Origin of the sequence: Cupriavidus sp. NPDC089707 (genome assembly GCF_044748965.1) — a bacterium.
In the GTDB taxonomy this organism is placed as follows: Bacteria; Pseudomonadota; Gammaproteobacteria; order Burkholderiales; family Burkholderiaceae; genus Cupriavidus.
On record NZ_JBIVHB010000007.1, the window covers coordinates 108,668 to 130,779 of the forward strand.

Genomic DNA, 22,112 nt, shown 5'->3' on the forward strand with positions numbered 1-22,112 from the left:
AGCATCAGGCGAGGCTTGAACTTGCCGGTAGCGTTTTATGGGCGTCGGCATAGCGGGCTGTCACAGCATTTGCGCGCGCTTGCCCTCTCCCCCAGCCCCTCTCCCGCAAGCGGGAGAGGGGAGCAAAAAGCGGTCATTGGAGGCTTGTGGTTCCAGGCCTGACGATGGCCGATCAGCGGCCCGAAGCGCGATGGACCGCCAGCGCGGCGGCCACCAAGGCCTCGGACGACTCCAGCGCGCGAGCGGATTCGTCGCGCTGGCGCACGCCGGCGGCGCTGGTCGGGCGCGCGGCGTTGTCCGGGCTGGCTGACAGCTTCACCACAGTCAGGCCGATGCGCGGATTGATATAGATCTTCTGCCCGAAGCGCCCACTGGCCTCGATGCCGCCATCGCCGTCATTGCGCTGGAACCAGTAGTTGCGGTAGCTGTAGCCGGCGCGGCCCGCCGCGAGGTTGCCGCGGGCAAAGCGCGCCTGGTTGCTGGCGGGCTGCAGTGCGATGCGCGCGGCGCCAGGCGAGACCCCGGCCGACGCATCCCCTGCCGCCGCCCGGCGCACCGCCTCGGCAAAGCGCGCCGCGTCGCGCAGCGTTGAGTTCAGCCCGCCGCTGGCCATCTCGGTGCCTTGCCGGTCGATATGGGTGTACGCATCGTCCTCGGCAAAGCGGGACCAGAGCCGTTCGGTGACGAGTTGCGACCAACTCTTGCCGGTGATCCGCCGAATGGCCCAGGCGACGGCTTCCGGCGATCCGTTCTGGTAATACCAGATGCCGCCCTCGCCCCCATCGCGGGTCGCATGGACCGTCTTCAGGAGGTCATAGATATTGTCCGGCGCATCCGGCTTGCGCGGCACGACACCCACCGCGCCAAACAAGCCGAGGTCAGGGGGCAACGACTCCGCGTAGCCGACCTGCACCTCCATGTCCAGGTTCTGCTGCACTGTGGCCTCGCCGAACGGGTTGCCCGCCAGCTCGGGCACGTACTGCGCCAGCCGGGCCTGCGGATCGAGCTTGCCTTCCTCCACCAGCATCGCCGCCAGCAAGCCCGTCACCGACTTGGTCATCGACGCCCAGATATGCGGCTGATACGGCCCGAAGCTGCCGAAGTAGCGCTCGTACACAATGCGGCCCTGGTGCAGCACGATAAATCCGTCGGTGTGGGTATCGCGCAGGTAGTCGGCCAGCCGCACGGTATTACCCGCCACGTTGAACGTGGCGCCATCCAGCCCGTCGCCTGCCTCCCCGGCGAGCGCCATGGGGTGCGCGGCATGCCGGATGCCGGCCGTCGGCGACATCTCGCGTGCGTGGCTCAGGGCCCAGCGCATGAACGGCGGGCGCAAGCCGCTGCCGCGGCTGACCTGCTTGTCGGGTGGCGGCGGGAAGCCTTGCATGATGCCATCCCCGGCCCCGGCATCCTGCGCCATGTCCCGCGCCAACAAGCCGCCCGAAGGCAGCGCCAGCACCATCGCCGCCACCCATGCCCGAGTTCGCCCGAACCCCGCCTTGCGCCATGCCGAATGCGATCGCATGCTGTCTCCTGTCTTTTGGGGGCGTCCGCACGCACGGTCCGGCGCCACTGTTTGCGTCGAGTCGGGCCGCGCGAGGTAGCCCGCGGGCGCCATATTGTGCGAACCAGGCCATGACCACAATGACGTACCCGGCATAGCGCCATAACCCACGGGAATGTCTCCCGCACCCGCGGCGCTCAAGGTTGACCGGCCGAGGCCGTCATTGGGTGTTGGCGGCAGTTCCGTCCCGCCATCTCCCCCAACCTTCACCAAGGAATCCTCCTCATGGAAATTTCCAACGTCACCGCCGGCCTGGCGGGCGATCCGGGCGCCGATCCGGTGAGCCTGCTGATGCTGCGCAAGTCGCTGGACATGCAAGCGCAAGGCGTGGCTGCACTGCTGCAGGCCATGCCCCAGCCGGTTGCGGCCAGCAACCCGCCGCACCTGGGCCAGACCATCGACGTCAAGGTCTGATCCCGCGCGGCGCAAGCCGCTGCGGCGCGGGCGCTGCCGGTTCCGTTAGCCGGACACAGGAGCGCCCGCCGACGCATAATGTCGGCACCCGCACTCTCCGATGCCCGCCATGCAGCTTCTCGACGCCCGCGTCCGCGACCTGCTCCGTCATCCGGGGCGCTTCCTGTGGCGCACGCTGGTTCAGTTTCGTGCCAACCAGGGCCTGTTGCTGGCCGGCGCGGTCGCGTATTACGCGCTGCTGTCGATCGTGCCATTGCTGATCCTGATGGTTATCGGGCTGTCGCATGTGATCGACCCGCGGCTGTTGCTGTCGACGCTGGCGCGCTACCTGGAGTGGGTGGTGCCGGGACAGTCCAGCGCGCTGGTGCCCGAGCTGGCGTCGTTCCTGCGCAGCCGCGCCACGGTCGGCTGGGTCTTGCTGGGCACGATGCTGTTTTTCAGTTCGCTGGCGTTCACCGTGCTGGAAAACGCCATGTCGGTGATCTTCATCCATCGCGTGGCGATCCGGCGCCGGCATTTCCTGATCTCGGCGGTGCTGCCTTACTGCTATATCGCGGTGCTGAGTGCAGGGCTGCTGCTGGTGACAGTGGTCTCGGGCGGGCTGATCGCCATTGGCGAACGGCACGTGGAAGTGCTGGGCCATGACTGGTCGCTCGACCGGCTTTCCACCACCCTCCTGTACCTGCTCGGCTTCCTGGGCGAGATCCTGCTGCTGACGTCGATCTACATGGTGATGCCGGTCGGCCGGCTGTCTTTGGGGCATGCGCTGTGCGGCGCGGTCCTTGCCGCGGTGCTGTGGGAAATCTCGCGCCATGCGCTGGTGTGGTACTTCACCACGCTGTCGCAGGTGGGACAGGTCTATGGCTCGCTGACCACGGCGATCGTGGTGCTGCTGAGCCTGGAGATCGCAGCAACGCTCTTGTTGCTCGGCGCGCAGCTGATAGCGGAATTCGAGCGCGGCGGCTGGGAGCAGCCTTCCCCGGATGCCCCCACGGGCGAGTTCCATACCTGACCCATACCTGACGCCTGCCCCGCTTCAGGCCAGTGCAGACGCCATGCAGGCGCGGATGGAATCGGCCCCGGCGGCATCAAAGGCGCCGATGAAGACAAGCGCCGACTGGTCGACCTGGTCGACCTGGCCGCCCTGGCCGCTCTCCCCGTGCGCCAGCGCCTGCATCCGCATCCGGCCCGCGACCACGTGGACCTCGTGCAAACGCGGATCGCCCGCCAGCCTGACCAGGCCTTTCGCGCGCAGCAGGCGCACGGGCAGCGTCGACAGTGCATGCCGCAGCCGCGCCTTGTCGAAGCCGCGGCCGGTCTGGTAGGCGACGCTGCGGATGCCGGCGTGTGGCGTGGGACGGTGCCAGCCTGCTTGCGCCTGCAGCACGCCGGTGGCCGTCGGCGCCGGCACGGCTGCGTCGATAAAGACCGACAGCGGCAGGTCGCCATCGCGCGCATCCAGCACTGTGGCGCGCGGCGCAAGCGTACCCACGGTCTCGGCGACTGCCGCCGCGCCGCCGGCATCGCAGAGATCAGTCTTGGTCACCGCCACCACCGAAGCGCCCGCGATCTGCTGCCGCACCATCTCGCCGACCAGCGGGTCGCGCAGGCTGCCGTGCACGGCGGCGGCATCCACCGCCACCAGCACCGCGTTGAGCCGGAACGCCGGGTCCAGCAATCCGATCTGCGCGATGCGCCGCGGGTCCGACACACCGCTGGCCTCGATCACCAACAGGTCGGGCCGCGCGCCGCGGTCGGCGACCGCCACCAGCGCTTGCGCCAGCCGGCCGCCGATGGAGCAGCACACGCACCCATTCTCCAGCTGGATCACATCGTCGCTGCGCGCGCGGATCAGCGCGGCGTCGATATTGATTTCGCCAAAGTCGTTCACCAGCACGGTAATGCGCAGTCCTTGCGCATTGGCCAGCAGCCGGTTCAGCAGCGTGGTCTTGCCCGCGCCGAGGTAGCCGCCGACAACCACCAGCGGGATCGGAGGCCGGGCGTTCATCGGGAAGGCGCCTCGAACACGCGGCCGCCCAGCACCGTGCCCCACACGCGTACGTCCTTGAGCCGCGCCGGATCCACGGTGGCGGGATCGTCTTCCAGCACGGCAAAGTCGGCCAGCTTGCCGGGCGCGATGCTGCCGATGCGATGGTCCAGTCCGAGCGTGTAAGCCGCGCCCATCGTCACCGCATGGAGCGCGTCGGCCACCGTCAGCCGCTCGGCCTCGCCCATGTCGCGGCCCGACGCGCTCTGGCGCCGCACCGCACACCAGGCGGTAAAGAGCGGGTTCAGCGGCGTGATCGGCGCATCGGAATGGATCGCGAACGGTATGCCGAGGCGCCGCGCGGTGCCCGCGGGATTCATGCGCGCGGCACGCGCCGCGCCCACGGTCTGCGTGGCATGGGCATCGCCCCAGTAGTAAAGATGGTTGGCGAAGAAGTTGATGCACAGCCCGAGGCGCCTCGCCCGCGCCAGCTGCGCGGCATCGGCAAGCTGGCAGTGCTGCAGCGTATGGCGATGGCCGGTGCGCGGATGGCGCGACAGCAGCGCGTCCAGCGTGTCGAGCACGACCTCGGTGGCTTCGTCGCCGTTGGTGTGGATATGCAGCGGCAGCCCGGCGAGGTGGAACGGCGTGAACGCGTCTAGCAGTTGCTCTGGCGGGATCAGCCAGAGACCGTTGGGCTGGCCGCCGGCGTAGCCGGGCGCGCGCAGCCGCGCGGTAAAGCCCTGGATCGAGCCGTCGACGATGAACTTGATCGGGCCGAAGTGGAGCTTGCCGGAGCCCACCGCCGCCGCAGCCTGCCGCACGCGTTCCGGCCCGCCCTGCGCGTCGCGCTGCGGCGCGAACGCGGGCACGATGCGCAGCGGGAAGCCGTCATCCGACGTCACCGCGTGCAGGGTTTCCAGGCCCTTGGCCGACAGGTCGTTGACCAGGTCCGTTGCCGTGGTCACGCCAGCCAGCTGTGCCACGCACCCGAAGCGGCGCACCGCCTCCGCGTCTTCCGCTGCGGCCAGCGACAGGCCGCGTCCGATCACGCGCTGCACCGGGAACATCGCCGCGAACTCCTGCAGCTCGCCGGTGGGCTTGCCGTCCGCATCCTTGTGCACGCCGTCGATGTCGGTGTCTTCGTCGATGCCGGCCAGCGCCAGCATCGACGAATTGACGTTCATCAGATGCACGCTGGCATGCATCACCACCACCGGCCGCCTCGCCGACACGCGATCCAGCTCGCGCACCGACAGCCGCGCGGTGCCGAAGTAGATCGGGTCAAAGCCCCACGCCAGCAGCGGCGTGTCGGGATCGCGCAGCTGGCCGGCGGCATCGGCGAGGCGGTCGATGACCTCGTCCAGCGTGCGCAAACCGCGCCACAGCCTGCCATCGGGATCGCGGCGGTCAAAGTAGCCGACGTAGACCGCGTCCCACATCGCCCCTTCCATCAAATGGCAGTGGCCTTCGACCATGCCGGGCATCAGCACCTTGTCGCGGAAGGTGTCGACCACCACCGCGTCAGGCCATGGCGCCATCTCCGCCGCGCCGCCGACCGCAAGGACCTGGCCGTCGTGTACCGCGACATGGGTCGCTTCCGGCTGCGCCGCTTCCATCGTGAGAATCTTGCGCGCGACGAATACCTGCGTGCGCGCCGTGTCGTTCTGGGTCATCGCTTGTTGCATGTGTCGTAGGGATCAGGCCGGCTGCACGCGCGCCAGGCGCGGCGCATAGTTCGCTACCGCAGTCACCAGCAGGTTGACCGCAAGGCTGACCAGGCCGAGGTTGATGCCGCCGAAATCGGCCTGCTGCACATACAGCGCGATCGCCAGCCCCTGCCCGCTCAGGATGCCGAGCGCAATTGCCATCGGCCGCACCTTCAGCGAAAACAGGATCGCGATCACGCCGGGGAAGAACTGCGTCACGCCGTAGTAAGTGGTGTTGATCAGCGTCAGCATCAGGTTGGGCGTGGCCAGCGTCATTGCGATCGACAGCACCAGGTACACCACGATCACCACCTTGGCGCCCTGCTTCTGACGCTGCTCTGGCATGCCTGGCAGCAGGTTGCGCGTGACGATCGGGCCGATCGCCAGGCAGATGCCGGCCAGCACCAGCAGCCCCGACAGGGCCGCGCCGGCGGTCACCAGGCCGAGGAGCCAGTCCGGCAGCAGCCGCACCGCCGCCGCGAAGAAGGCTTCGTTGGGCGAGGCCAGCTGCAGGTTCTGGCTGATCGCGTAGTACGACGCCAGCACCAGGAACGGGTACATCAGCATGTACAGCGGCATCGCCACCTGCGTGCGGCGGATGGTGTTGGCGCTCTTGGCGGTAAAGAAGTTCTGCACCGCGAACGGCATCACGTAGAAGCCCAGCGCCTGGAACAGCATGGTGCTCATCGAGAAGCGCAGCTGCGTGTCGTTCATCTGGTTGCTGACCTGCAGGCTGGCGGCATGGAAGACATCGCCCACGCCGGCCTTCCAGCCGACCGCGACGCCGGTGGCGACGATCGCCACCACCATCAGGATGTCTTTCAGGATGGCGATGTAGGCCGACGCGCGCACGCCGGATATGGCGATATAGGTGAAGGCCAGCGCCGCCGAGATCAGCACCAGGTAGAGGGGATCGAACTCCCACCCCAGCCCCTTGAGCGCCGCCACCAGCCCGGTGAACTGCAGCTGGCCCCAGGGCAGCAGGAACAGGATGGAAGACGCGGCGACGATCAGTTCCAGCGCGCGGCTGCCGTAGTGACCCTTGAACAAATCGGGCAGCGTGATCGCGTTGTAGCGCGCGCCCGCCTGCCAGATCCGGGGCCCGAGGAAATAGCCGAGCGGGTAGGCCAGCAGGATGTAGCCGAGGAACCAGACGCCATACGTCGGTCCCTTGGCATAGATGCCGCCGGGAAAGCCCACCATGGTGCCGATGCTGTAGATCTCGCCCGCCGCCAGGAAGAAGACCAGGTAGGCGCCGAATTGCCGCGACGCGACAAAGAAATCATGCACGCTCTGCGCGCCGTGGCCCTTCCTGGAGCGGATGGCGAGATAGAGCGAGAAGACGATAAAGCCGAGGAATACCGCTGTAGTCATGGCTGGTCTCCCTCACGCTTCATGCGCCGTGTCGGCGGCATGGCGGTCGTACAACAGCCAGCACGCCAGCATGCAGCCCGACGTGAGCACGAACCAGGCAAAGATCCAGGCGTAGATAAAGGGCACGCCGAGCACGAAGCGATCGACCGAAGCCACCCAGGGCAGGAGCCCGATCACCCCGATATACGGGATGCCGAGGCCGATAAACAGCTTGAGCATGTGTTGTCTCCGATGTTTTCCGATAAACGGTGCGCGGTGCCTGCCGCATGGGGCCCGCGCTGGTTTCCGGTCATCTTAGGGAGCGCCGATGTATGATTCAAATGCAAATATTGAACCGCTCCCATAACCAACACGCATGGGATTCCGCATGGACACCCAGAAACTCCTGCACCTGCTCGCCATCGTCGAACACGGCACCTTCTCCGAGGCCGCACGCGCCGTGCACCTGACCCAGCCGGCGCTGAGCCGCAGCATCCGCGCGCTGGAGCACGAACTGAAAGCGCCGCTGTTCGACCGCGGCGCGCGGCGAGCGCGCCTGACCGTGTTCGGCGAGCTGGTGGCCGACCGCGCCCGCCGCATGCGGCTGGAGGAGCGCCAGCTGCGCCGCGACCTTGACTTGCTGCGCGGCGGCGAGGAAGGCTCGCTGACGATCGGCGTGGCGCCCGCGCCCGCCGCGCTGCTGCTGACGCCGTTCCTGATCCACATGGCGCAGGCGCACCCGCGCATCAAGGTGCGCACCGAGACCGGCGCCACCAGCGCGCTGCTCGATGCGCTGCGGCGCGAGACCATCGACGCCATCGTCGGCGACGCCTACGTGCTGCGCGCCGCCGACGACATCGAACTGGAGCCGCTGGGCGAGCTGCCCGCCGGGCTGGTGTGCCGCGCCGGCCATCCGATCCTGCGCAAGCGCCGCATCGATATCGAGACGATCCGCGCCTACCCGGTGGCCACCACCACGCTCAGCACCATCGTCAGCCGACAATTGGCCGAGCTATGGGGTCCCGAGGCCGCTCCCGACAAGCTCTTCACCCTGCATTGCGACAACCTCGACATGCTGCGCAGCGTGACGCTGGCCACCGATACGTTGCTGTTCGGCGTGCTGTCGATCACGCGGCAGGAGCGCGCCGCGGGGCTGATGGCGGAAGTGCCGATGCCGCCCGACCCGCGCCGCTGCGGCCGCTACGGCATTGCGCGCATGGCGGCGCGCTCGCTGTCGCCGGCGCTGGAGACGCTCTATGCCTTCACGCGCGAGCATTGGAAGGCATTGTCGTCGGCGCCGGGCAGACAAGGCGCGCGCCGCTGACCTGCCCATGGCCGCTGATGTATGCTCCGGCTGATTCCCAGTTCAAACCCGGCATGACCGATTCCACGCCAGACCGCCCCCGCCGCCTCACCATCCACGACGTTGCCCGCGCCGCCGGCGTCTCGCTGACCACGGTCTCGCACGCGCTGAACGACCGCGGCGTGCTGGACCCGGCCACGCGCGCACGGGTCAAGCGCATCGCGGCGGAGCTGGGCTACCGGCCCAGCGTGCGCGCGCAGCGGCTGCAGTCGGGGCGCGCCAACTGCATCGCGCTGCTGTCGTCGATGCCGTTCGCGGTGGCGGGCGGCACCTCGCGGCTGGGTTTCATGATGGAAGTGGCCGCGATCGCGGCGGAAGCGGCGATGGGCCGCGGACTCGGCGTGGTGCTGGTGCCGCCGCTGGAAGGCGCCGCGGGATTGCTCGATACGCTCGATATCGACGGCGCCATCGTGATCGAGCCGATTGCCGCCGATCCGCATATCGCACGGCTGCGCGAGCGTGGCGTCAGCATCGTCTCGATCGGGCGCGAGCCGCTGACCGGGACACCGGTGCCTTGCGTTGACCTGCAATCGGCCGAAACCGCGCGCCTGTTGCTGGAGCACCTGCACGGCCATGGCCGCCGGCATATCGGCCTGATGATCGGCGCTGCGCCGCGCCAGTCGTACGTGGAAACCGAGCGCGCCTATCGCGAGTTCACGCAGACCGCCGGCCTGCCCTGCCATATCGTCAAGGCGCCCGAGGAACGCGGCGAAGCCGGCGGCGCCGATGCCTGCGCGCAGTTGCTGGCGCAGATGCCGCAGCTCGATGCGCTGTGCGCGCCGGTGGATGCGTTCGCGGTGGGCGCGATGACTCACCTGCAAAGCCTGGGCAAGCGCGTGCCCGACGACGTGCTGGTGGTCACGCGCTACGACGGCATCCGCGCCCGCGGCGCGCAGCCGCCGATCACCGCGGTCAACCTGCACCTGGAACGGGTCGCGTCGCTGGCGGTGGAGCTGTTGTTTGCCCACCTGTCCGGCGACTGCAGCCGCACCGTGATCGCCGGGCCCGCCCCTGAACTGGTGGTGCGGACCTCGTCTACGCCCGACGCAACGCCCGACGCGACGCCCGGCGCCTAGCCGCGCAGCAGCACCACCGCGCCCGACACCAGCGCGAACACCAGCACGCCGATGCGCAGCATGCGCTGGTTGACGCGCCGGTGCACCAGGTGGCTGGCGACCATGCCAACGCCCAGCACCGGCAGCAGGCCGGCGGCGTAGAGCACCTGCTCCATGCCGAGCTTGCCGCTCAACGCCAGCACCACCAGCGAGATCACCTCCCCCACCAGGAAGCACAGCGCCACGGTCGCCCGCAGCGTCGCCACCGGTGCGTGCTGGTAAGCCAGCGCCAGCGGCGGCCCGCCCACGCCGGTGGCGGTCTCGGTGACGCCGGTGATCAGCCCGGTCGACGCAAAGGTCAGGCGCCCCGGCGTAAAGGCCGGCGCCAGCAGCGACGCCAGCGCGGCGGCAATCGTGCTGCCGCCGACCAGCGCGTTGAGCCACGCCATCGGCATCGCCACCAGCACCCACAGGCCGCCGAAGGTGCCGGCCAGCCGCCCGGCGCTGATCCAGCCCGCGCCGCGCAGGTCGATGGCATGGCGCTCGCGCCAGGCCACGTAGGCATTGAGCGGCAGCATCGCCAGCAGCAGTGCACCGGGCAGCATCGCCGGTGCGGCCAGCGCCAGCACCGGCACCACGATCAGCGCGAAGCCCATGCCGGTTGCGCCCTGGACCAGCGCGCCGGTGAAGACCGCCACGCCGACACTGAACCATGTCATGTCCATCGTCACGCTGCCTCGCCGGTTGCGGGGGCGGCGTGGCGCGCGCGGTGCACGTCGGCCGTTTCATGCAGCTTGCGGATCGGTGCGTTGGCGACGGTGTCCGCGGCCATCGCGTGGATGGCCTGCATCAGTGCGCGGGCGTCCCAGTCGGTGGGCCAGCCTTGCCACAGCCGCAGGCTGCCGTCGACAAAGACCGCGCGAATCTGGTCGCGGTTGGCCAGTCGCACCAGCTCCCAGGTCAGATCCCACGAGGGCGCCAGTTCGGGCACGTCCAGGTCGACCAGCAGGAAGTCGGCACGCTTGCCCGCGGCGATCTCGCCGGTCAGCGCGCCCAGTCCCGCGACGTCGGCGGCATCGTGCGTGGCCATGTCGACCCAGCGCCAGCCCGCGCCGCACGACGAATCGCCCACGCCGATGCCGAAGGCAAAGCGTTGCGCCGACTCGGCATAGTCAAGCAGGCGGAAAGCGTCGCTGCGGGTGCCGTCGGTGCCGAGGCCAAGGCGCACGCCGAAGGTCGCCATGGTTTCGGCGGGCGCTACCGCGTTGCCCTTCCACGCGCTGGCGACTGGGTTATAAGCAATGGCCGCGCCGGTATCGGCCAGCAGGCGGATCTCGTGCGGCGTCACCAGCGTGGCATGCGCCAGCAGCGCCGCCGGCCCCAGCGCGCCGACCGCCGCCAGGTGTTCGATCGGACGGCGGCCGCAGGCGTTGAGCGAGCGCTCCACCGCCACCAGGTGCTCGTTGGCGTGGGTCTGGAAGATGCGGCCGGATTCGGCGCAGAGCTGGTAGACGTGGTGCAGCATCGCGTCGGAGGCGACCTCGGGGATCGAGATCGCCAGCGACGGCGCCACCAGCGGGTCGCTGGCGTACTTGTCGAGGTGCGCGGCGGCGCGGCGCAGGATCGGCGCGGCGTCCAGCGTTTCCGTGCCCGGCTTGTCGTTGCAGATCAGCCCCAGCACGCAGCGCACGCCGGCATCGGTGACCGCGCGCGCGATCGCATCCAGCCCGGCGTCGCTGCGCGTGCCGGCATCGACCACGGTGGTGAAGCCGCCGCGCAGCGCTTCCAGCGCCGCCAGCTTGGACGACAGGTACAGGTGCTCCGCCTTCAGGCTGCCCTCCAGCGGCACCCACACCCTGCGGAAAATCTCGGACGGCTCGCCGAACACCAGCGACTTGCCGAACGACTGGGTCAGGTGATGGTGCGTGTCGATCATGCCTGGCATCAGCAGCATGCGCGGCAGCGGCAGGGTTTCCAGTTCAGGGAAACGCGCCTTGACTTCATCGGCGCTGCCGACAGCCGTGAAACAGCCATCCTCCACTACCACGGCATGCCCGCGCACCGCGCCCTGGCGCAGCAGCGTCCATTCCGGCAGCAGGATGCGCGGTTGCCTGAACAGGTCCGGCTGCAGCGCCGGAGTATTTTCGCCGGGCCAGGCCGGCAGGATTGCATTGAGTCGGGTCATTGCGATTCAGGAATCGGGATCAGTGCGTGGCGGCGGCATCGTCGCCGGCCGCCGGGGCCGGTGCCGCGGCACGCAAGCCCGTGTGGAAAAACAGGAAGTTGAGCAGCGCGGCGGTGATGGCGCCCATTGCCACGCCGTTGCCGACCAGGATGCGCAGGTTGGCCGGCAGCCCGCCGTAGATGCCGGGCACCAGGATCGGCAGCAGGCCCACGGCCAGCGCCACCGCGACGATATACATGTTGGCGTGATGGCGCAGGTCGACCTTGCGCAGCATATCGATGCCCATGGTGCCGACGATGCAGAACACCACCAGCCCGGTGCCGCCGACCACCGCCTCGGGGATCGCACTGATCAGCGACGACACCGGCACCAGCAGCCCGAAGACCACCAGAATCGCGCCCGACACCGCGGTGACGAAGCGCGAGCGCACGCCGGTGGCCCGCACAATGCCGATGTTCTCGCCGCTGGTGATGATCAGCGAAGTGCCGAACATCCCGCCCACCAGCGAGGTCAGCGCATCCGCGCGGATGGTGCGCGGCACGTCGCGCTGCTGGTCCACCGGCTTGCCGACCGCATCGCTGATCGCCAGCGTCTGGCCGGTGGCCTCCACCATCGAGATCACGGCAAACACCATCAGCGGGATCGCGGCCAGCACGTCAAAGGTCGGCATGCCGAACGGGAACGGCGTGGGCAGCGCGATGACCGGCGTCATCGACACATGGCCGACATGAAAGGCACCGGTCAGCACCGCGACCAGCGCACCGCCCAGCAATCCCAGCAGGATCGCCAGCTGCGCCAGCATTCCCGTCAGCAGCCGCGATGCGGCCACCGTGCAGGCGATGGTGGCAAACGCCAGCAGCAGGTTGAGCGGATCGACCGTGGTGCCCGCGGCGGGATGGCCCGCGACCAGCTTGCCCGATACCTGCGCCAGGTTGATCGCCACCAGCAGCAGCATCGTCCCCACCACCACCGGCGGGAAATAGCGCAGGCAGCGCCGGAACACCGGCAGCACGCAGAAGTAGAAGACACCGGTCAGGATCACCGCGCCGGCCGCGGTCTGCACGTCGGTCTGCTGCGCGATCAGGATGAACAGCACGATCGGCGCGCCGCCGGGCAGCATCACGAACGGCAGCCTGGCGCCGATACCGCGCTTGCCCAGCGACTGCAGCAGCGTGCCGAGGCCACAGATCACGAAGGTGGCGCTGAGCAGCTGCACCGCCAGCGCCGGCGGGAAATTGAGCGCCTTGCTCATCAGGAATACGGACGCGATCGGCGACGCGGCCATGACAAGGACATGCTGGAGGCCGAAGACGAACAGGCGCCGCCATGGCAGCAGTTCGTCCACCGGCGCGGGGGCGGCGTGGGACATGAATAGGCTCCTCGTTTGGTGTGCCGGGCGTTGTGCGGTAGCCGGGTGGCCAGCCGCTGCGTCTGTGCGCAGTTCGCCTCGGATGTTATCGATTTCCGCTAACAAAAACGTTTTTGTAAGTGTAGGGAAAGCGAATCCGTGGCGCAAGCGGTTTCTGCCAGGGCTAACGGCGGTGTTTCCCCTATATCGATTCAATCGATAACGACTAGCAGGAAAACCCGTTTCACAAGCTAATGCTGTCCAGCGCAAAGTGAGCGCCACAACGCATCGCGCACGCCCCTGCGAGCGCCAAGGAGACGCCCCCATGCGAGACAAGAACAAGCCCGCCGACCTTGCCGGCGCCCACCAGACTGCCCCCGCCCGCCGCCGCTTCGTTCGCCATGCTGGCGGGCTGGCGCTGGCCGCCTCACCGCTCGGCGCCCTCGCGGCAAAGGCAACCGACGGCGTCACGCTCGCCGATGGACCGCGTCCGCTGGTGCGCTATCCCGGCAAGCGCCCGCTGGTGCGCGTCAGCACCCGCCCGCCGCACCTGGAAACGCCCTTCTCCACGTTCAACGAAGGGCCGATCACGGCCAACGACGCCTTCTTCGTGCGCTACCACCTGGCCAATATTCCGCTGTCGGTAGACCTGAACACGTACCGTCTGAGCGTGGGCGGCCATGTCAGCAAGCCGTTGCGGCTGTCGCTGGACGAACTCAAGAAGCTGGCCGATCCCATCGACGTGGTCGCGGTAAACCAGTGCTCGGGCAACAGTCGCGGCTTTGCCGAACCGCGCGTGTTCGGCGCGCAGCTGGCCAACGGCGCGATGGGCAATGCGCGCTGGACCGGCGTGCCGCTGCGCAAGGTGCTGGAGCATGCGGGCGTCAAGGCCGGCGCCAAGGTGGTGACCTTCAACGGCATGGATACGCCGGTGCTGCCGAGCACGCCGGACTTCCGCAAGTCGCTCGATATCGCGCACGCGATGAACGGTGAGCCGCTGCTGGCCTGGGGCATGAACGGCGAAGACCTGCCGCTGCTCAACGGTTATCCGCTCAAGCTGATTGTGCCCGGGTACTTCGGCACCTACTGGATCAAGCACCTGTCCGAGATTGAGGTGCTCGACCACCCGTTCGAGGGCCATGACGCGTTCTTCATGACCAAGGGCTACCGCGTGCCGGACAACGACTGCCAGTGCGTGGCCCCCGGCACGCCGGCCGCGAAGACGAGGCCGATCTCGACGCTGGCGGTGCGCAGCTTTATCACCAGCGTCGAAAGCGGTGCCAGGCTTCCGGCCGACCGCACCGTGGCGCTGAAAGGCATCGCCTTTGATGGCGGGTCCGGCATCCGCGCCGTCGAGGTTTCAGTCGATGGCGGGCAGAACTGGCAGGCCGCGAAGCTTGGCGAAGACCTGGGCCGCTTCTCGTTCCGCGCCTGGCACTTGCCGGTGAAGTTCGCCCGCAAGGGCCCCGCGGTGCTGATGGTGCGCGCGACCAGCAACAAGGGCGAGACCCAGCCGGCCAAGGCCAACTGGAACCCCGCCGGCTACCGCCGCAATGTCGTCGAAGCCACGCCGGTCACCATCGCCTGAGGAACGCCATGAAAGCAACCATCGCCCCCGCGCTGCTGGCGCTCGCCTTGCTCGGTGCCGGCAGTGCCTGCGCCGCGCCGCAAGACATCAAGCTGCCGGCGGAGAACGTCAAGCTCAAACCCGCCAGGCTGCCGGGCTATGGCATCGCCATGCAGAAATGCGCGATCTGCCATTCGGCCGACTACGTCTCCTACCAGCCTCCCGGCCTGAGCCTGGCGCAGTGGACTGCCGAGATGAAGAAGATGCAGCAAGCCTACGGCGCGCCCATCGACGATGCCGAGGTCGAGCAGCTCGGCGCCTACCTGGCTGTGGCCTATGGCTCGGCCAAGGCGAAGGATCCCGAGATCGTTGCGATCGCGCAGAAGGCTGGCAAGCCGGCTGCGGCGGCGCCTGCCCCCAGCCCGGCGGCAGCCAGCGTCGACGTGCAGGGGCTGCTGGCAAAGAATGCCTGCCTGAGCTGCCACAGCGTGACGCAGAAGGTGGTCGGTCCGGCCTACCATGAGGTCGCCATGCGCTACAAGAACGATGCGCAGGCCCAGGCAAAGCTCGAAACCAGCATCCGCGACGGCAGCAGCGGCAAGTGGGGGGCGGTGCCGATGCCGCCATTTGCCAGCCTGAAGCCGGAAGAAGTGCGCGCGTTGGCGGCATACGTGCGCCAGCAATAAGGCCAGCTACCGCCAGCGACAACGCCGTCAACAAGTCTGCGCCTTGCAAACGCCCCGGCTAACACCGGGGCGTTTGCATTTATTCCTTGCCAGGCGCGATACCATCTCTATACTTAGCCACATGGCTAACCATTACGCCGCCCGATCCACCCTGCCCGCCATTGCCGAGCTGTCCGACGTCTTCTACGCGCTGGCCGATCCCACCCGCCGCGCCGTCGTCACCATGCTCGGTCGCGGTCCGGAAACGGTCTCGGCACTGGCAGCCCCGTTTGCGATGGCGTTGCCTTCGTTCCTGAAGCACCTGCAAGTGCTGGAGCGCAGCGGCCTGATCCGCTCGCGCAAGACGGGGCGCGTGCGCACCTGCGAGCTGGTGCCGCAGCCGCTGTCCGAAGCGCAGCAATGGCTGGCCGATCAACATGCGCTTTGGGAGGCTCGCACCGATCGCCTCGCCGCCTTCGTCGAAGCGCTTCACCAGGAGGAACTGTCTGATGCCGAACGGAAACAACGCAAGCCCTGAAGTTGCCCACGATCTCGCCCACGATCTCGCCCACGATCTGGTTATCTCGCGCCTGCTCAAGGCGCCGCGCGCCAAGGTCTGGCGCGCGTGGAGCGATCCGGAACTGCTCAAGCAATGGTGGTGCCCCAAGCCCTGGACCACCGAGGTGCGCGCCTTCGACATGCGCCCGGGCGGCGCCTTCCATACCTTCATGCAAGGGCCCGACGGCGGCACCAGCGACAATCCCGGCTGCTTCCTGGAGGTGGTGCCGATGGCGCGCATCGTCTCCACTTCGGCACTGGTGGCGGGCTATCGCCCGGCCAAGCCGTGGCTGTCGATGACCGCGGTCATCACCATGGAAGACGAGGGCGACGGCACGCGCTACACCGCGCGCGTGATGCACCCGGACGAAGCCACGCGCAAGCAGCATGAAGAACTGGGCTTCCACGAGGGCTGGAATATCTGCATCACGCAGCTGGAGGAATTTGCCGCGCAGCTGAAGTAGCACACGCCATCGCGCCCGGATGGCGATTGGCATTCCGGGCGCCGGCACCGCGGCTTGCATCGACGCCGCCCCTGCCGTATGGTTGCGCCTTGCAGGGATAACCGAAGCATCGCCTCGAAACCCGCCGAAACCGGCCCCGGCTTGCCGTGGCCATCTGATCGACGGGAGCGCATCTTGGACAGGCGGGTCTATCTGCTGACGGCAACGGTATTCCTGGCCGGCATTGCCGAAAATATCTGTATTGGCATCCTGCCCTCCATCGCCGCCGGCCTCGGCGTCTCGGTGGCGTCCGCCGGACAGCTCACCACCATCTTTTCCGCCATCTTTGCCGTCACGGCCTTCCTGGCCTCGGCGCTGCTCACCCGCGGCGAGCGCAAGGCGCTGCTGCTGGCCGCGCTCGGCGTGTTCGCGCTCAGCAATGCCGTCGCCGCGGCCAGTCCGGGCTATGCGACGCTGTTCGGCGCACGCATCCTGATGGCAGCCAGCTGTGCCATGGTGATCCAGTTGGCCGTGATGCTGGCCACGACGCTGGCCGCGCCGGCGCAGCGCGGTCGCGCCATCGGGCTGGTCTTTGTCGGCATCAGCGGCTCGCTGGTGCTGGGCGTGCCGGCCGGCATGCTGCTCGATCAGTGGGCCGGCTGGCGCGCGGTGTTCGGCACGCTGGCACTGCTGTCCCTGCTGCCCGCCGCGCTGCTTTGGCGCGGGCTGCCGCCTTCGCCAATCTCACCGCTGCGGCACACAGCGTCACTGCGCGCCTGCTGGCGCGAGCTGGCCGAGCCGCGCGTACTGTGCGCGCAGCTGGTCTCGGTGGCGATGATCGGCGGGCATTTCACCCTGTTCGCCTACCTCACACCATTCCTGCAAGCCAACCTTTCCGCCGACCCGCGCGTGCTGACCGCTGGCTACGTCGCCTTCGGTGTGGCTGGGGTGTGCGGTGCCTGGCTGGGCGGCTGGTGCTCGGACCGGATTGGCACGGTACGCGCGCTGCTGGCGTGCCCGGCGGCCTTCTGCGTGTCGATGGCGGTGCTGCCGCTGGCGACTGCGTCGCCCTGGCTGCTGCTGCCGGCGATGATGGTCTGGGGCGCGATCAGCTGGTCGATTTCGCCCATCGTGCAGAACTACCTGGTGCGGCATGCCCCCGGCCCGGCTGATGCCCGCGTCGGCATCAATGTCGCAGCGATGCATGTGGGCGTGGCGCTGGGCGCCGGCATCGGCGGCTTGATGGTCGAGCGCGGCGCGCTGGCCGGCACGCCATGGCTGGGCAGCGCCATGGTGGCGCTGGCGTTCGGGCTGGCGCTGGCGTCGGTGCGGCTGCCGGGCGGCGGCGCTGCCGCCGCGCAGGAGTCCTGAGCGCCCGGTTCAGTGCGAGAACAAGACCGGCACGGTCATCGACTGCAGCAGCACGCGGGTCACGCCGCCAAGGACGAGTTCGCGCAGCCGGCCGTGGCCGTAGGCGCCCATCACGATCAGGTCGGCGCCAAAGTCCGCGGCGCGCGACAGGATCAGCTCGCCGATGGTCAGGTCGGCGCCGCCGGGGCCGTGCTCGATCTCGACCGAGGCGCCCTGCCGCTCCAGCACCCGCACTGCGTGGCCGACCGGCGTGGCATCGGCGCGCAACTCCTTGGCGGCGGTATGGGCGGCGAGTATGCGAACTTGCGCGCCTGCCAGCAGAGGCAGCGCGTCGTGCAGGGCGCGCGCGGCCTCGCGGCTGCCATTCCAGGCCAGCAGCACGCGCGTGCCGATGGTGCTGAACTCGCCGGCGCATGGGACTACCAGCGTAGGTCGACCGGATTCCAGCAGCAGCGCTTCCAGCAGCTGCCTGGCAACCGGGCCTTCGACGTTGCCGCTATCGTACTGGCCGGACACGATCAGCCCGGCCTCGCGCGCTTCGCGCAGCGTCAGCGTGACGGGGTCGCGATCGACCGCACGCCAATCGGTCACGACCCCCAGTTCGCGGGTGGCGGCCTCGAAGGCGCAGTGCATGTTTTCGCGCTGCAGCCTGCGGCGTTCCTGGTCTTCGGCCAGGCAGCGCTGGGCGTTGTCCATGCGGTAGGACCAGCTGGGGTCGGGCACGCGCCCGGCCAGCAGGCCGATCAGCGGGCAACCGGCGGCGCTGGCAAGGCGGCCGGCAAGGTGCAGGCGGCGGGAGGACTGTGGATTGCCGTCCAGGTGGACCAGGATGCTGTCGTAGGCCATGATGCGCTCGCTTCTGTCTTGTTTGCATCCAGTCTAGGCCGCACGAGGGATTGGACCTTGACGTATCAAGGCGGCCGGAACCCGCGCTTGATCCGGCCGGAAGCGACAGGCGCCATCTGCCGGCACCACTCAATCGTCGTCGTCTTCGTGCCAGCGGCGCCATTCACGCTCGCGCCGCTTCTGCTCTCGCCATTCCCGCTCGCGCCACTTGCGCTCCCGCCATTGCTGCTCGCGCCAGGCGCGCGCGCGCCAGTCGTCGTAGTAGGCAGGCGCCACGACCACCGGCTGGGGTGGTGCCACATAGACCGGCGCCGGCTCGTAGTAGACCGGGGGTGGCGCCACGGCATAGCCCGGAATGCCGATGCCGATATCGACGTTGACGCGGGCCTGGGCGGTGCCCGGCCCTATGACTGCAACGCCTGCCAGAGCGCAGGCCGCCAGGATGCTTCGCATGGTGATGTCCTCCTGGCCGGCAATGTAGCGACGCCCCGCGACGGCAGGTGTTCGCAGAACGTTAGCCACGTAGCAACGTGTAACCGCGCCGGCGCTTTCGCCTGCGCCAGCGGAATGGAGCCGCTTCCATGGCCGGCAATCCCGGCACGAATGCGCGTTCGATCCAGTCGATCTCCGGCGGCGCTGGCATCGCGCGCGCATTTAACCCGGTCACGCGCCCATGGCAAGGCTGGTAAATCACCGTTGCAAAAACAAACAGAATGTCAGGTGCCTCGGCGCTAAAGTGGCCCTTCCCATGCCTGAAGGCAATTTTGGAGGTACACGCATGAAGCAACATCTGGCGAAATCCCTGTTGATGGCTGGCGCGATGGTCGCGTCCTACCCGCTGTTCGCACAGCAGGCCCAGCCCCTTCAACCGGCCCAGCCGATGCAAGCCACGCAACCGATGCAAGCCATCCAGCCGGCGCCGTCCGCGCAGCCGGTGCAAGCCATGCCGGGCGCCATGCCGTCCGCGCAGGTCGCGCAGGCCCCGGGCGCGGCCAGCCCGTATGCACCGGCAGGCCAGCCAGCGCAACCGGGCATGGCCCCGGCTCCGGTCGATCCGATGCAGGCAACCGCGCCTGCCAGCGCTGTCGACCCCGCCAGCATGAGCCTGGCCCCCGATGCGCTCGGCACCCGCCTGGGCCAGCGCAGCACCTTCCTCGACGGCGCCTGACGCCAGCTCCCGCGCGTCAACGGCGGGCGCAAGCTGTGGTAGCGTAGCGCCCTGCCGATTTGACGCCACCATGACTCCGTTCGATTCCGACGCACTGAAGCGGCTCGTCAGCGTCACCATGCCCTATGGCAAGCACAAGGGCACGGTGATTGCCGACCTGCCGGGCAACTACCTGAACTGGTTCGCCCGCGAAGGCTTCCCGCCAGGGGAGATTGGCGGGCTTCTGGCGCTGATGCACGAACTCGACCACAACGGGCTGTCGCATCTGCTCAAGCCGTTGCGCGGGCGCGGCTAACCCCGCGCCGGCTAGAGGCCCAGCGCGCGGCCGTCGCTGCGCGGGTCGTGCGCGCCGGCAAGCTGCCCCTTCGGACCGATCCGGATCGCGCCCGGATGCCCCGCCAGCTGGCTCTGCGCCGGGATCGGGCTCAACTGGTGTCCGCGCGCCGCCAGATCACTGAACACCTGTTTGCCGGCGTCCTGTTCGAGCTTGAGGCTGTCGCGGCTGTCGGAGAAAGTCTTGCCCAGCAGGAAGCGCGGCCGGCCAAGCGCGGTCAGCGGATCCATGTCGTAGTCGATCATCCGCGTCAGCACCGCCGCCAGCGTCTGCGGCTGTCCGTCGGCGCCCTGCGTGCCATACAGCAGCCGCGGGCGGCCGTTCTTCAGATAGATACCCGGGTTCAGCGTATGGAAGGGCCGCTTGCCGCCCTGCAGCACGTTGGGGCTGGCGGGATCGAGGCTGAACGACGCGCCGCGGTTGTGCCAGAGCACGCCCGTGTCGCCCACCACCACGCCGCTGCCCCAGTCGAAATACACGGTCTGCAGCATGCTGACGCAGCGGCCCTCGCGGTCGGCCGCGCCGATATACACCGTATCGCCGGGCTGGTAGACATGCGGCCACGGCATGGCCCTTGCCATGCGGATGCGTTGCGCCTGCGCATCCAGGTGCCGGCGCGACAGCAGCCGATCCACTGGCACGTCGACAAAATCGGGATCGGCAACGTAGCGATTGCGATCCAGGAACGCCAGCTTCACGGCTTCGACCAGCAGGTGATAGTAGTCCGCACTGCCCTCGGGCACGGACGACAGGTCGAAGCGGTCGAGGATCCCCATGATCTCCAGCGTCGTCACGCCCTGCGTGGGCGGGCGCAGGCCGAGCAGTTCGCCGCCACGGTAGGCAACGCGCAGCGGCACTTCCTCGCGTGCCTGGCAGCGCGCCAGGTCATTGGCGCGCAACGGCGAGCCGGACTGCGCCAGCCCGGCCGCAAGCCGGCCGGCGATGTCGCCCTCATAGAACTCCCGTCCGCCCTGCGTCGCCAGCCGGTCCAGCGTGCGCGCCAGCTCGGGCTGGCGGAACATTTCGCCTGGTTTCGGCATGCGCCCGCCGGGCGCGAACACGCGGCCGAAGCCGCTCCAGGCCGGCAGGTCCGCGGCACGGAACTCCTGCCAGAAGCACTGCGACGGCGTGACCGGGAACCCGTTGGCGGCGTATTCGGTGGCGCGCGCCAGCAGTGTCGACCAGGACTGGGTACCGCCCCACTGGCTCTTGCTGAAGGCAAAGGCGCGGTCCCAGATCGCGACTGTCGCGGCCGCCGTCAGCGCGGAACCCGGCCCGCGCAACGGGATGGCGCCGCTGTAGCCCGGCGCTTCGGCGGCGGCCTGCCCGATCCCGGAGAACGAGCGCACATTGCCGTCGCGGTCGCTGATCACCAGGAAGGCATCGCCGCCCAGCCCGGTGAAATGCGGATAGGTCACGCTCAGCACCGCCCCGATCGCAATCGCGGCTTCGATCGCATTGCCGCCTGCCTTCAGCACTTCCAGCCCCGCCTGGCTGGCAAGCCCATGCGGGCTTGTGACCATGCCCGCATCCGAATGCGCCAGGCCGTTGCGCGCCGCGGCCGCGGCGTCCTGCACCGCCTCGGCGCTTGCTGGCGCGAGGATCGTGCTGCCCGCCAGCGCTGCCGAACTCGCCAGGAAAGCCCTGCGCGAGGTGCCGCCGCAGGGATCGACTTCGATCGTATGTTTCATGCCCATGTATTCCATGCCCATGTATTTCATTCCCACTTCCCCGGAAGCGGCTGCGCCGTGCTGTCGCCAAGCGGGCAGCCGCGATGATGATGACGATGTGATAGCGGCTCAGGCCTCGCGCTTGCGCGCTGGGTACGGCCGCTCGACCAGGCTTTCCGGCGCCGAGTAGCGCGCCTTGATCCAGGCATAAGCCGGCCCCAGCGCATTCATGGCAAAGACGGCGCCGAGAACTGCTCGGCGGCCTGGCGGAAGCACAGCACGATCACGAACGCAAACAGCGATCCCACCGGCAAGGTCGGCCAGATCTTCTTCAGGTTCTCCGGCGTGGGCCCGCCCATGGCAAAGGTCGCGGCCCAGCTGATAAAGATGGCCCATGGCGGCAGGTGCGAGGCATGCGCGGCAATGGGAACGGTGGTGATGGCCAGCAGCGAGGCCACGACTTCGGCGGGCAGCTTCTTCATGATCGTCTCCTTGAAAGCCTTGAACGGAAT

The 22,112-nt window shown here is 68.5% G+C and carries 23 protein-coding genes; 11 read left to right on the top strand and 12 right to left on the bottom strand.

The window, feature by feature from the left end; all coding sequences use genetic code 11:
* Nucleotides 1-172: 172 nt before the first annotated feature.
* Nucleotides 173-1,525, bottom strand: a complete 1,353-nt coding sequence (locus ACIP1U_RS13730) for a serine hydrolase domain-containing protein (RefSeq protein ID WP_400315629.1) — start codon at nucleotides 1,523-1,525, stop codon at nucleotides 173-175.
* A gap of 264 nt (nucleotides 1,526-1,789) precedes the next feature.
* On the opposite strand from ACIP1U_RS13730, the gene ACIP1U_RS13735 reads away from it, so the two are divergent.
* Nucleotides 1,790-1,978: a YjfB family protein gene (locus tag ACIP1U_RS13735; protein ID WP_115712842.1), complete on the top strand. Its 189-nt coding sequence runs from the start codon at nucleotides 1,790-1,792 to the stop codon at nucleotides 1,976-1,978.
* 100 nt (nucleotides 1,979-2,078) lie between these two features.
* Nucleotides 2,079-2,990 (top strand): YihY/virulence factor BrkB family protein, encoded by a 912-nt coding sequence (locus ACIP1U_RS13740; RefSeq protein ID WP_400315632.1) that lies wholly within the window; start codon nucleotides 2,079-2,081, stop codon nucleotides 2,988-2,990.
* Nucleotides 2,991-3,014: 24 nt separating this feature from the next.
* On the opposite strand, the gene ACIP1U_RS13745 is transcribed toward ACIP1U_RS13740, so the two are convergent.
* From ACIP1U_RS13745 to ACIP1U_RS13760, 4 genes are read right to left on the bottom strand one after another with little or no spacing between them, the layout of a single operon-like run.
* The gene (locus ACIP1U_RS13745; RefSeq protein WP_400315635.1) at nucleotides 3,015-3,986 is read right to left on the bottom strand and encodes a CobW family GTP-binding protein; all 972 of its coding nucleotides are present in this window, start codon (nucleotides 3,984-3,986) and stop codon (nucleotides 3,015-3,017) included.
* Nucleotides 3,983-5,641 (bottom strand): amidohydrolase, encoded by a 1,659-nt coding sequence (locus ACIP1U_RS13750; protein ID WP_400315638.1) that lies wholly within the window; start codon nucleotides 5,639-5,641, stop codon nucleotides 3,983-3,985. The genes ACIP1U_RS13745 and ACIP1U_RS13750 overlap by 4 nt, the downstream gene beginning before the upstream one ends.
* A 24-nt stretch (nucleotides 5,642-5,665) precedes the next feature.
* Nucleotides 5,666-7,048, bottom strand: coding sequence for a sodium:solute symporter (locus tag ACIP1U_RS13755; protein ID WP_400315641.1), 1,383 nt, complete (start codon nucleotides 7,046-7,048; stop codon nucleotides 5,666-5,668).
* A 12-nt stretch (nucleotides 7,049-7,060) separates the two neighbouring features.
* Nucleotides 7,061-7,267, bottom strand: coding sequence for a DUF3311 domain-containing protein (locus ACIP1U_RS13760; protein WP_400315644.1), 207 nt, complete (start codon nucleotides 7,265-7,267; stop codon nucleotides 7,061-7,063).
* 148 nt (nucleotides 7,268-7,415) lie between these two features.
* Here ACIP1U_RS13760 and ACIP1U_RS13765 point away from each other — a divergent pair, with 148 nt between their 5' ends.
* Together ACIP1U_RS13765 and ACIP1U_RS13770 are read left to right on the top strand one after the other, a co-directional pair.
* Complete coding sequence (locus ACIP1U_RS13765; protein ID WP_400315646.1) at nucleotides 7,416-8,351, top strand: LysR family transcriptional regulator; 936 nt, start codon at nucleotides 7,416-7,418, stop codon at nucleotides 8,349-8,351.
* Between the two features lie 53 nt (nucleotides 8,352-8,404).
* Nucleotides 8,405-9,466, top strand: a complete 1,062-nt coding sequence (locus ACIP1U_RS13770) for a substrate-binding domain-containing protein (RefSeq protein WP_400315649.1) — start codon at nucleotides 8,405-8,407, stop codon at nucleotides 9,464-9,466.
* Here the strand turns inward: ACIP1U_RS13770 and ACIP1U_RS13775 are convergent.
* The 3 genes from ACIP1U_RS13775 to ACIP1U_RS13785 are packed head-to-tail and all read right to left on the bottom strand — an operon-like array spanning nucleotide 9,463 to nucleotide 12,999.
* Nucleotides 9,463-10,170, bottom strand: a complete 708-nt coding sequence (locus tag ACIP1U_RS13775) for a sulfite exporter TauE/SafE family protein (protein WP_400316082.1) — start codon at nucleotides 10,168-10,170, stop codon at nucleotides 9,463-9,465. The two genes, ACIP1U_RS13770 and ACIP1U_RS13775, sit on opposite strands and share 4 nt — an antisense overlap.
* Before the next feature lie 2 nt (nucleotides 10,171-10,172).
* On the bottom strand, nucleotides 10,173-11,630 hold the full coding sequence (locus tag ACIP1U_RS13780; RefSeq protein ID WP_400315652.1) for an amidohydrolase family protein: 1,458 nt from the start codon (nucleotides 11,628-11,630) through the stop codon (nucleotides 10,173-10,175).
* 19 nt (nucleotides 11,631-11,649) lie between these two features.
* Nucleotides 11,650-12,999 carry a uracil-xanthine permease family protein gene (locus ACIP1U_RS13785; protein ID WP_400315655.1) on the bottom strand — a complete coding sequence of 450 codons (1,350 nt, stop codon included), beginning with the start codon at nucleotides 12,997-12,999 and terminating at the stop codon, nucleotides 11,650-11,652.
* 304 nt (nucleotides 13,000-13,303) lie between these two features.
* Between ACIP1U_RS13785 and ACIP1U_RS13790 the strand changes: the two genes are divergently transcribed.
* From ACIP1U_RS13790 to ACIP1U_RS13810, 5 genes are all read left to right on the top strand, one after another.
* Nucleotides 13,304-14,566, top strand: a complete 1,263-nt coding sequence (locus tag ACIP1U_RS13790; protein ID WP_400315658.1) for a molybdopterin-dependent oxidoreductase — start codon at nucleotides 13,304-13,306, stop codon at nucleotides 14,564-14,566.
* A gap of 8 nt (nucleotides 14,567-14,574) precedes the next feature.
* A complete protein-coding gene (locus tag ACIP1U_RS13795; RefSeq protein WP_400315661.1) occupies nucleotides 14,575-15,231 on the top strand; it encodes a c-type cytochrome in 657 nt (218 codons plus the stop codon).
* A 121-nt stretch (nucleotides 15,232-15,352) separates the two neighbouring features.
* A complete protein-coding gene (locus ACIP1U_RS13800; protein ID WP_400315664.1) occupies nucleotides 15,353-15,748 on the top strand; it encodes an ArsR/SmtB family transcription factor in 396 nt (131 codons plus the stop codon).
* Nucleotides 15,720-16,232: an SRPBCC family protein gene (locus tag ACIP1U_RS13805; RefSeq protein WP_400315666.1), complete on the top strand. Its 513-nt coding sequence runs from the start codon at nucleotides 15,720-15,722 to the stop codon at nucleotides 16,230-16,232. The genes ACIP1U_RS13800 and ACIP1U_RS13805 overlap by 29 nt, the downstream gene beginning before the upstream one ends.
* Nucleotides 16,233-16,406: 174 nt before the next feature.
* Nucleotides 16,407-17,582 carry an MFS transporter gene (locus ACIP1U_RS13810; RefSeq protein ID WP_400315669.1) on the top strand — a complete coding sequence of 392 codons (1,176 nt, stop codon included), beginning with the start codon at nucleotides 16,407-16,409 and terminating at the stop codon, nucleotides 17,580-17,582.
* A gap of 9 nt (nucleotides 17,583-17,591) precedes the next feature.
* Here the strand turns inward: ACIP1U_RS13810 and ACIP1U_RS13815 are convergent, their stop codons facing one another.
* Both ACIP1U_RS13815 and ACIP1U_RS13820 read right to left on the bottom strand, forming a co-directional pair.
* Entirely contained in the window at nucleotides 17,592-18,428 is an 837-nt protein-coding gene (locus tag ACIP1U_RS13815) for a universal stress protein (RefSeq protein WP_400315671.1), read from the bottom strand.
* Nucleotides 18,429-18,557: 129 nt separating this feature from the next.
* The gene (locus tag ACIP1U_RS13820) at nucleotides 18,558-18,881 is read right to left on the bottom strand and encodes a hypothetical protein (RefSeq protein ID WP_400315674.1); all 324 of its coding nucleotides are present in this window, start codon (nucleotides 18,879-18,881) and stop codon (nucleotides 18,558-18,560) included.
* Nucleotides 18,882-19,206: 325 nt separating this feature from the next.
* On the opposite strand from ACIP1U_RS13820, the gene ACIP1U_RS13825 reads away from it, so the two are divergent.
* Complete coding sequence (locus ACIP1U_RS13825) at nucleotides 19,207-19,596, top strand: hypothetical protein (protein ID WP_400315676.1); 390 nt, start codon at nucleotides 19,207-19,209, stop codon at nucleotides 19,594-19,596.
* Nucleotides 19,597-19,666: 70 nt separating this feature from the next.
* Nucleotides 19,667-19,891 carry a DUF3820 family protein gene (locus tag ACIP1U_RS13830; RefSeq protein ID WP_063240740.1) on the top strand — a complete coding sequence of 75 codons (225 nt, stop codon included), beginning with the start codon at nucleotides 19,667-19,669 and terminating at the stop codon, nucleotides 19,889-19,891.
* 11 nt (nucleotides 19,892-19,902) lie between these two features.
* Here ACIP1U_RS13830 and ggt read toward each other — a convergent pair whose 3' ends face one another.
* Both ggt and ACIP1U_RS13840 read right to left on the bottom strand, forming a co-directional pair.
* A complete protein-coding gene (gene ggt / locus ACIP1U_RS13835) occupies nucleotides 19,903-21,621 on the bottom strand; it encodes a gamma-glutamyltransferase (protein ID WP_400315679.1) in 1,719 nt (572 codons plus the stop codon).
* 206 nt (nucleotides 21,622-21,827) lie between these two features.
* The gene (locus tag ACIP1U_RS13840; RefSeq protein WP_400315682.1) at nucleotides 21,828-22,082 is read right to left on the bottom strand and encodes a DUF1097 domain-containing protein; all 255 of its coding nucleotides are present in this window, start codon (nucleotides 22,080-22,082) and stop codon (nucleotides 21,828-21,830) included.
* Nucleotides 22,083-22,112: the final 30 nt, after the last annotated feature.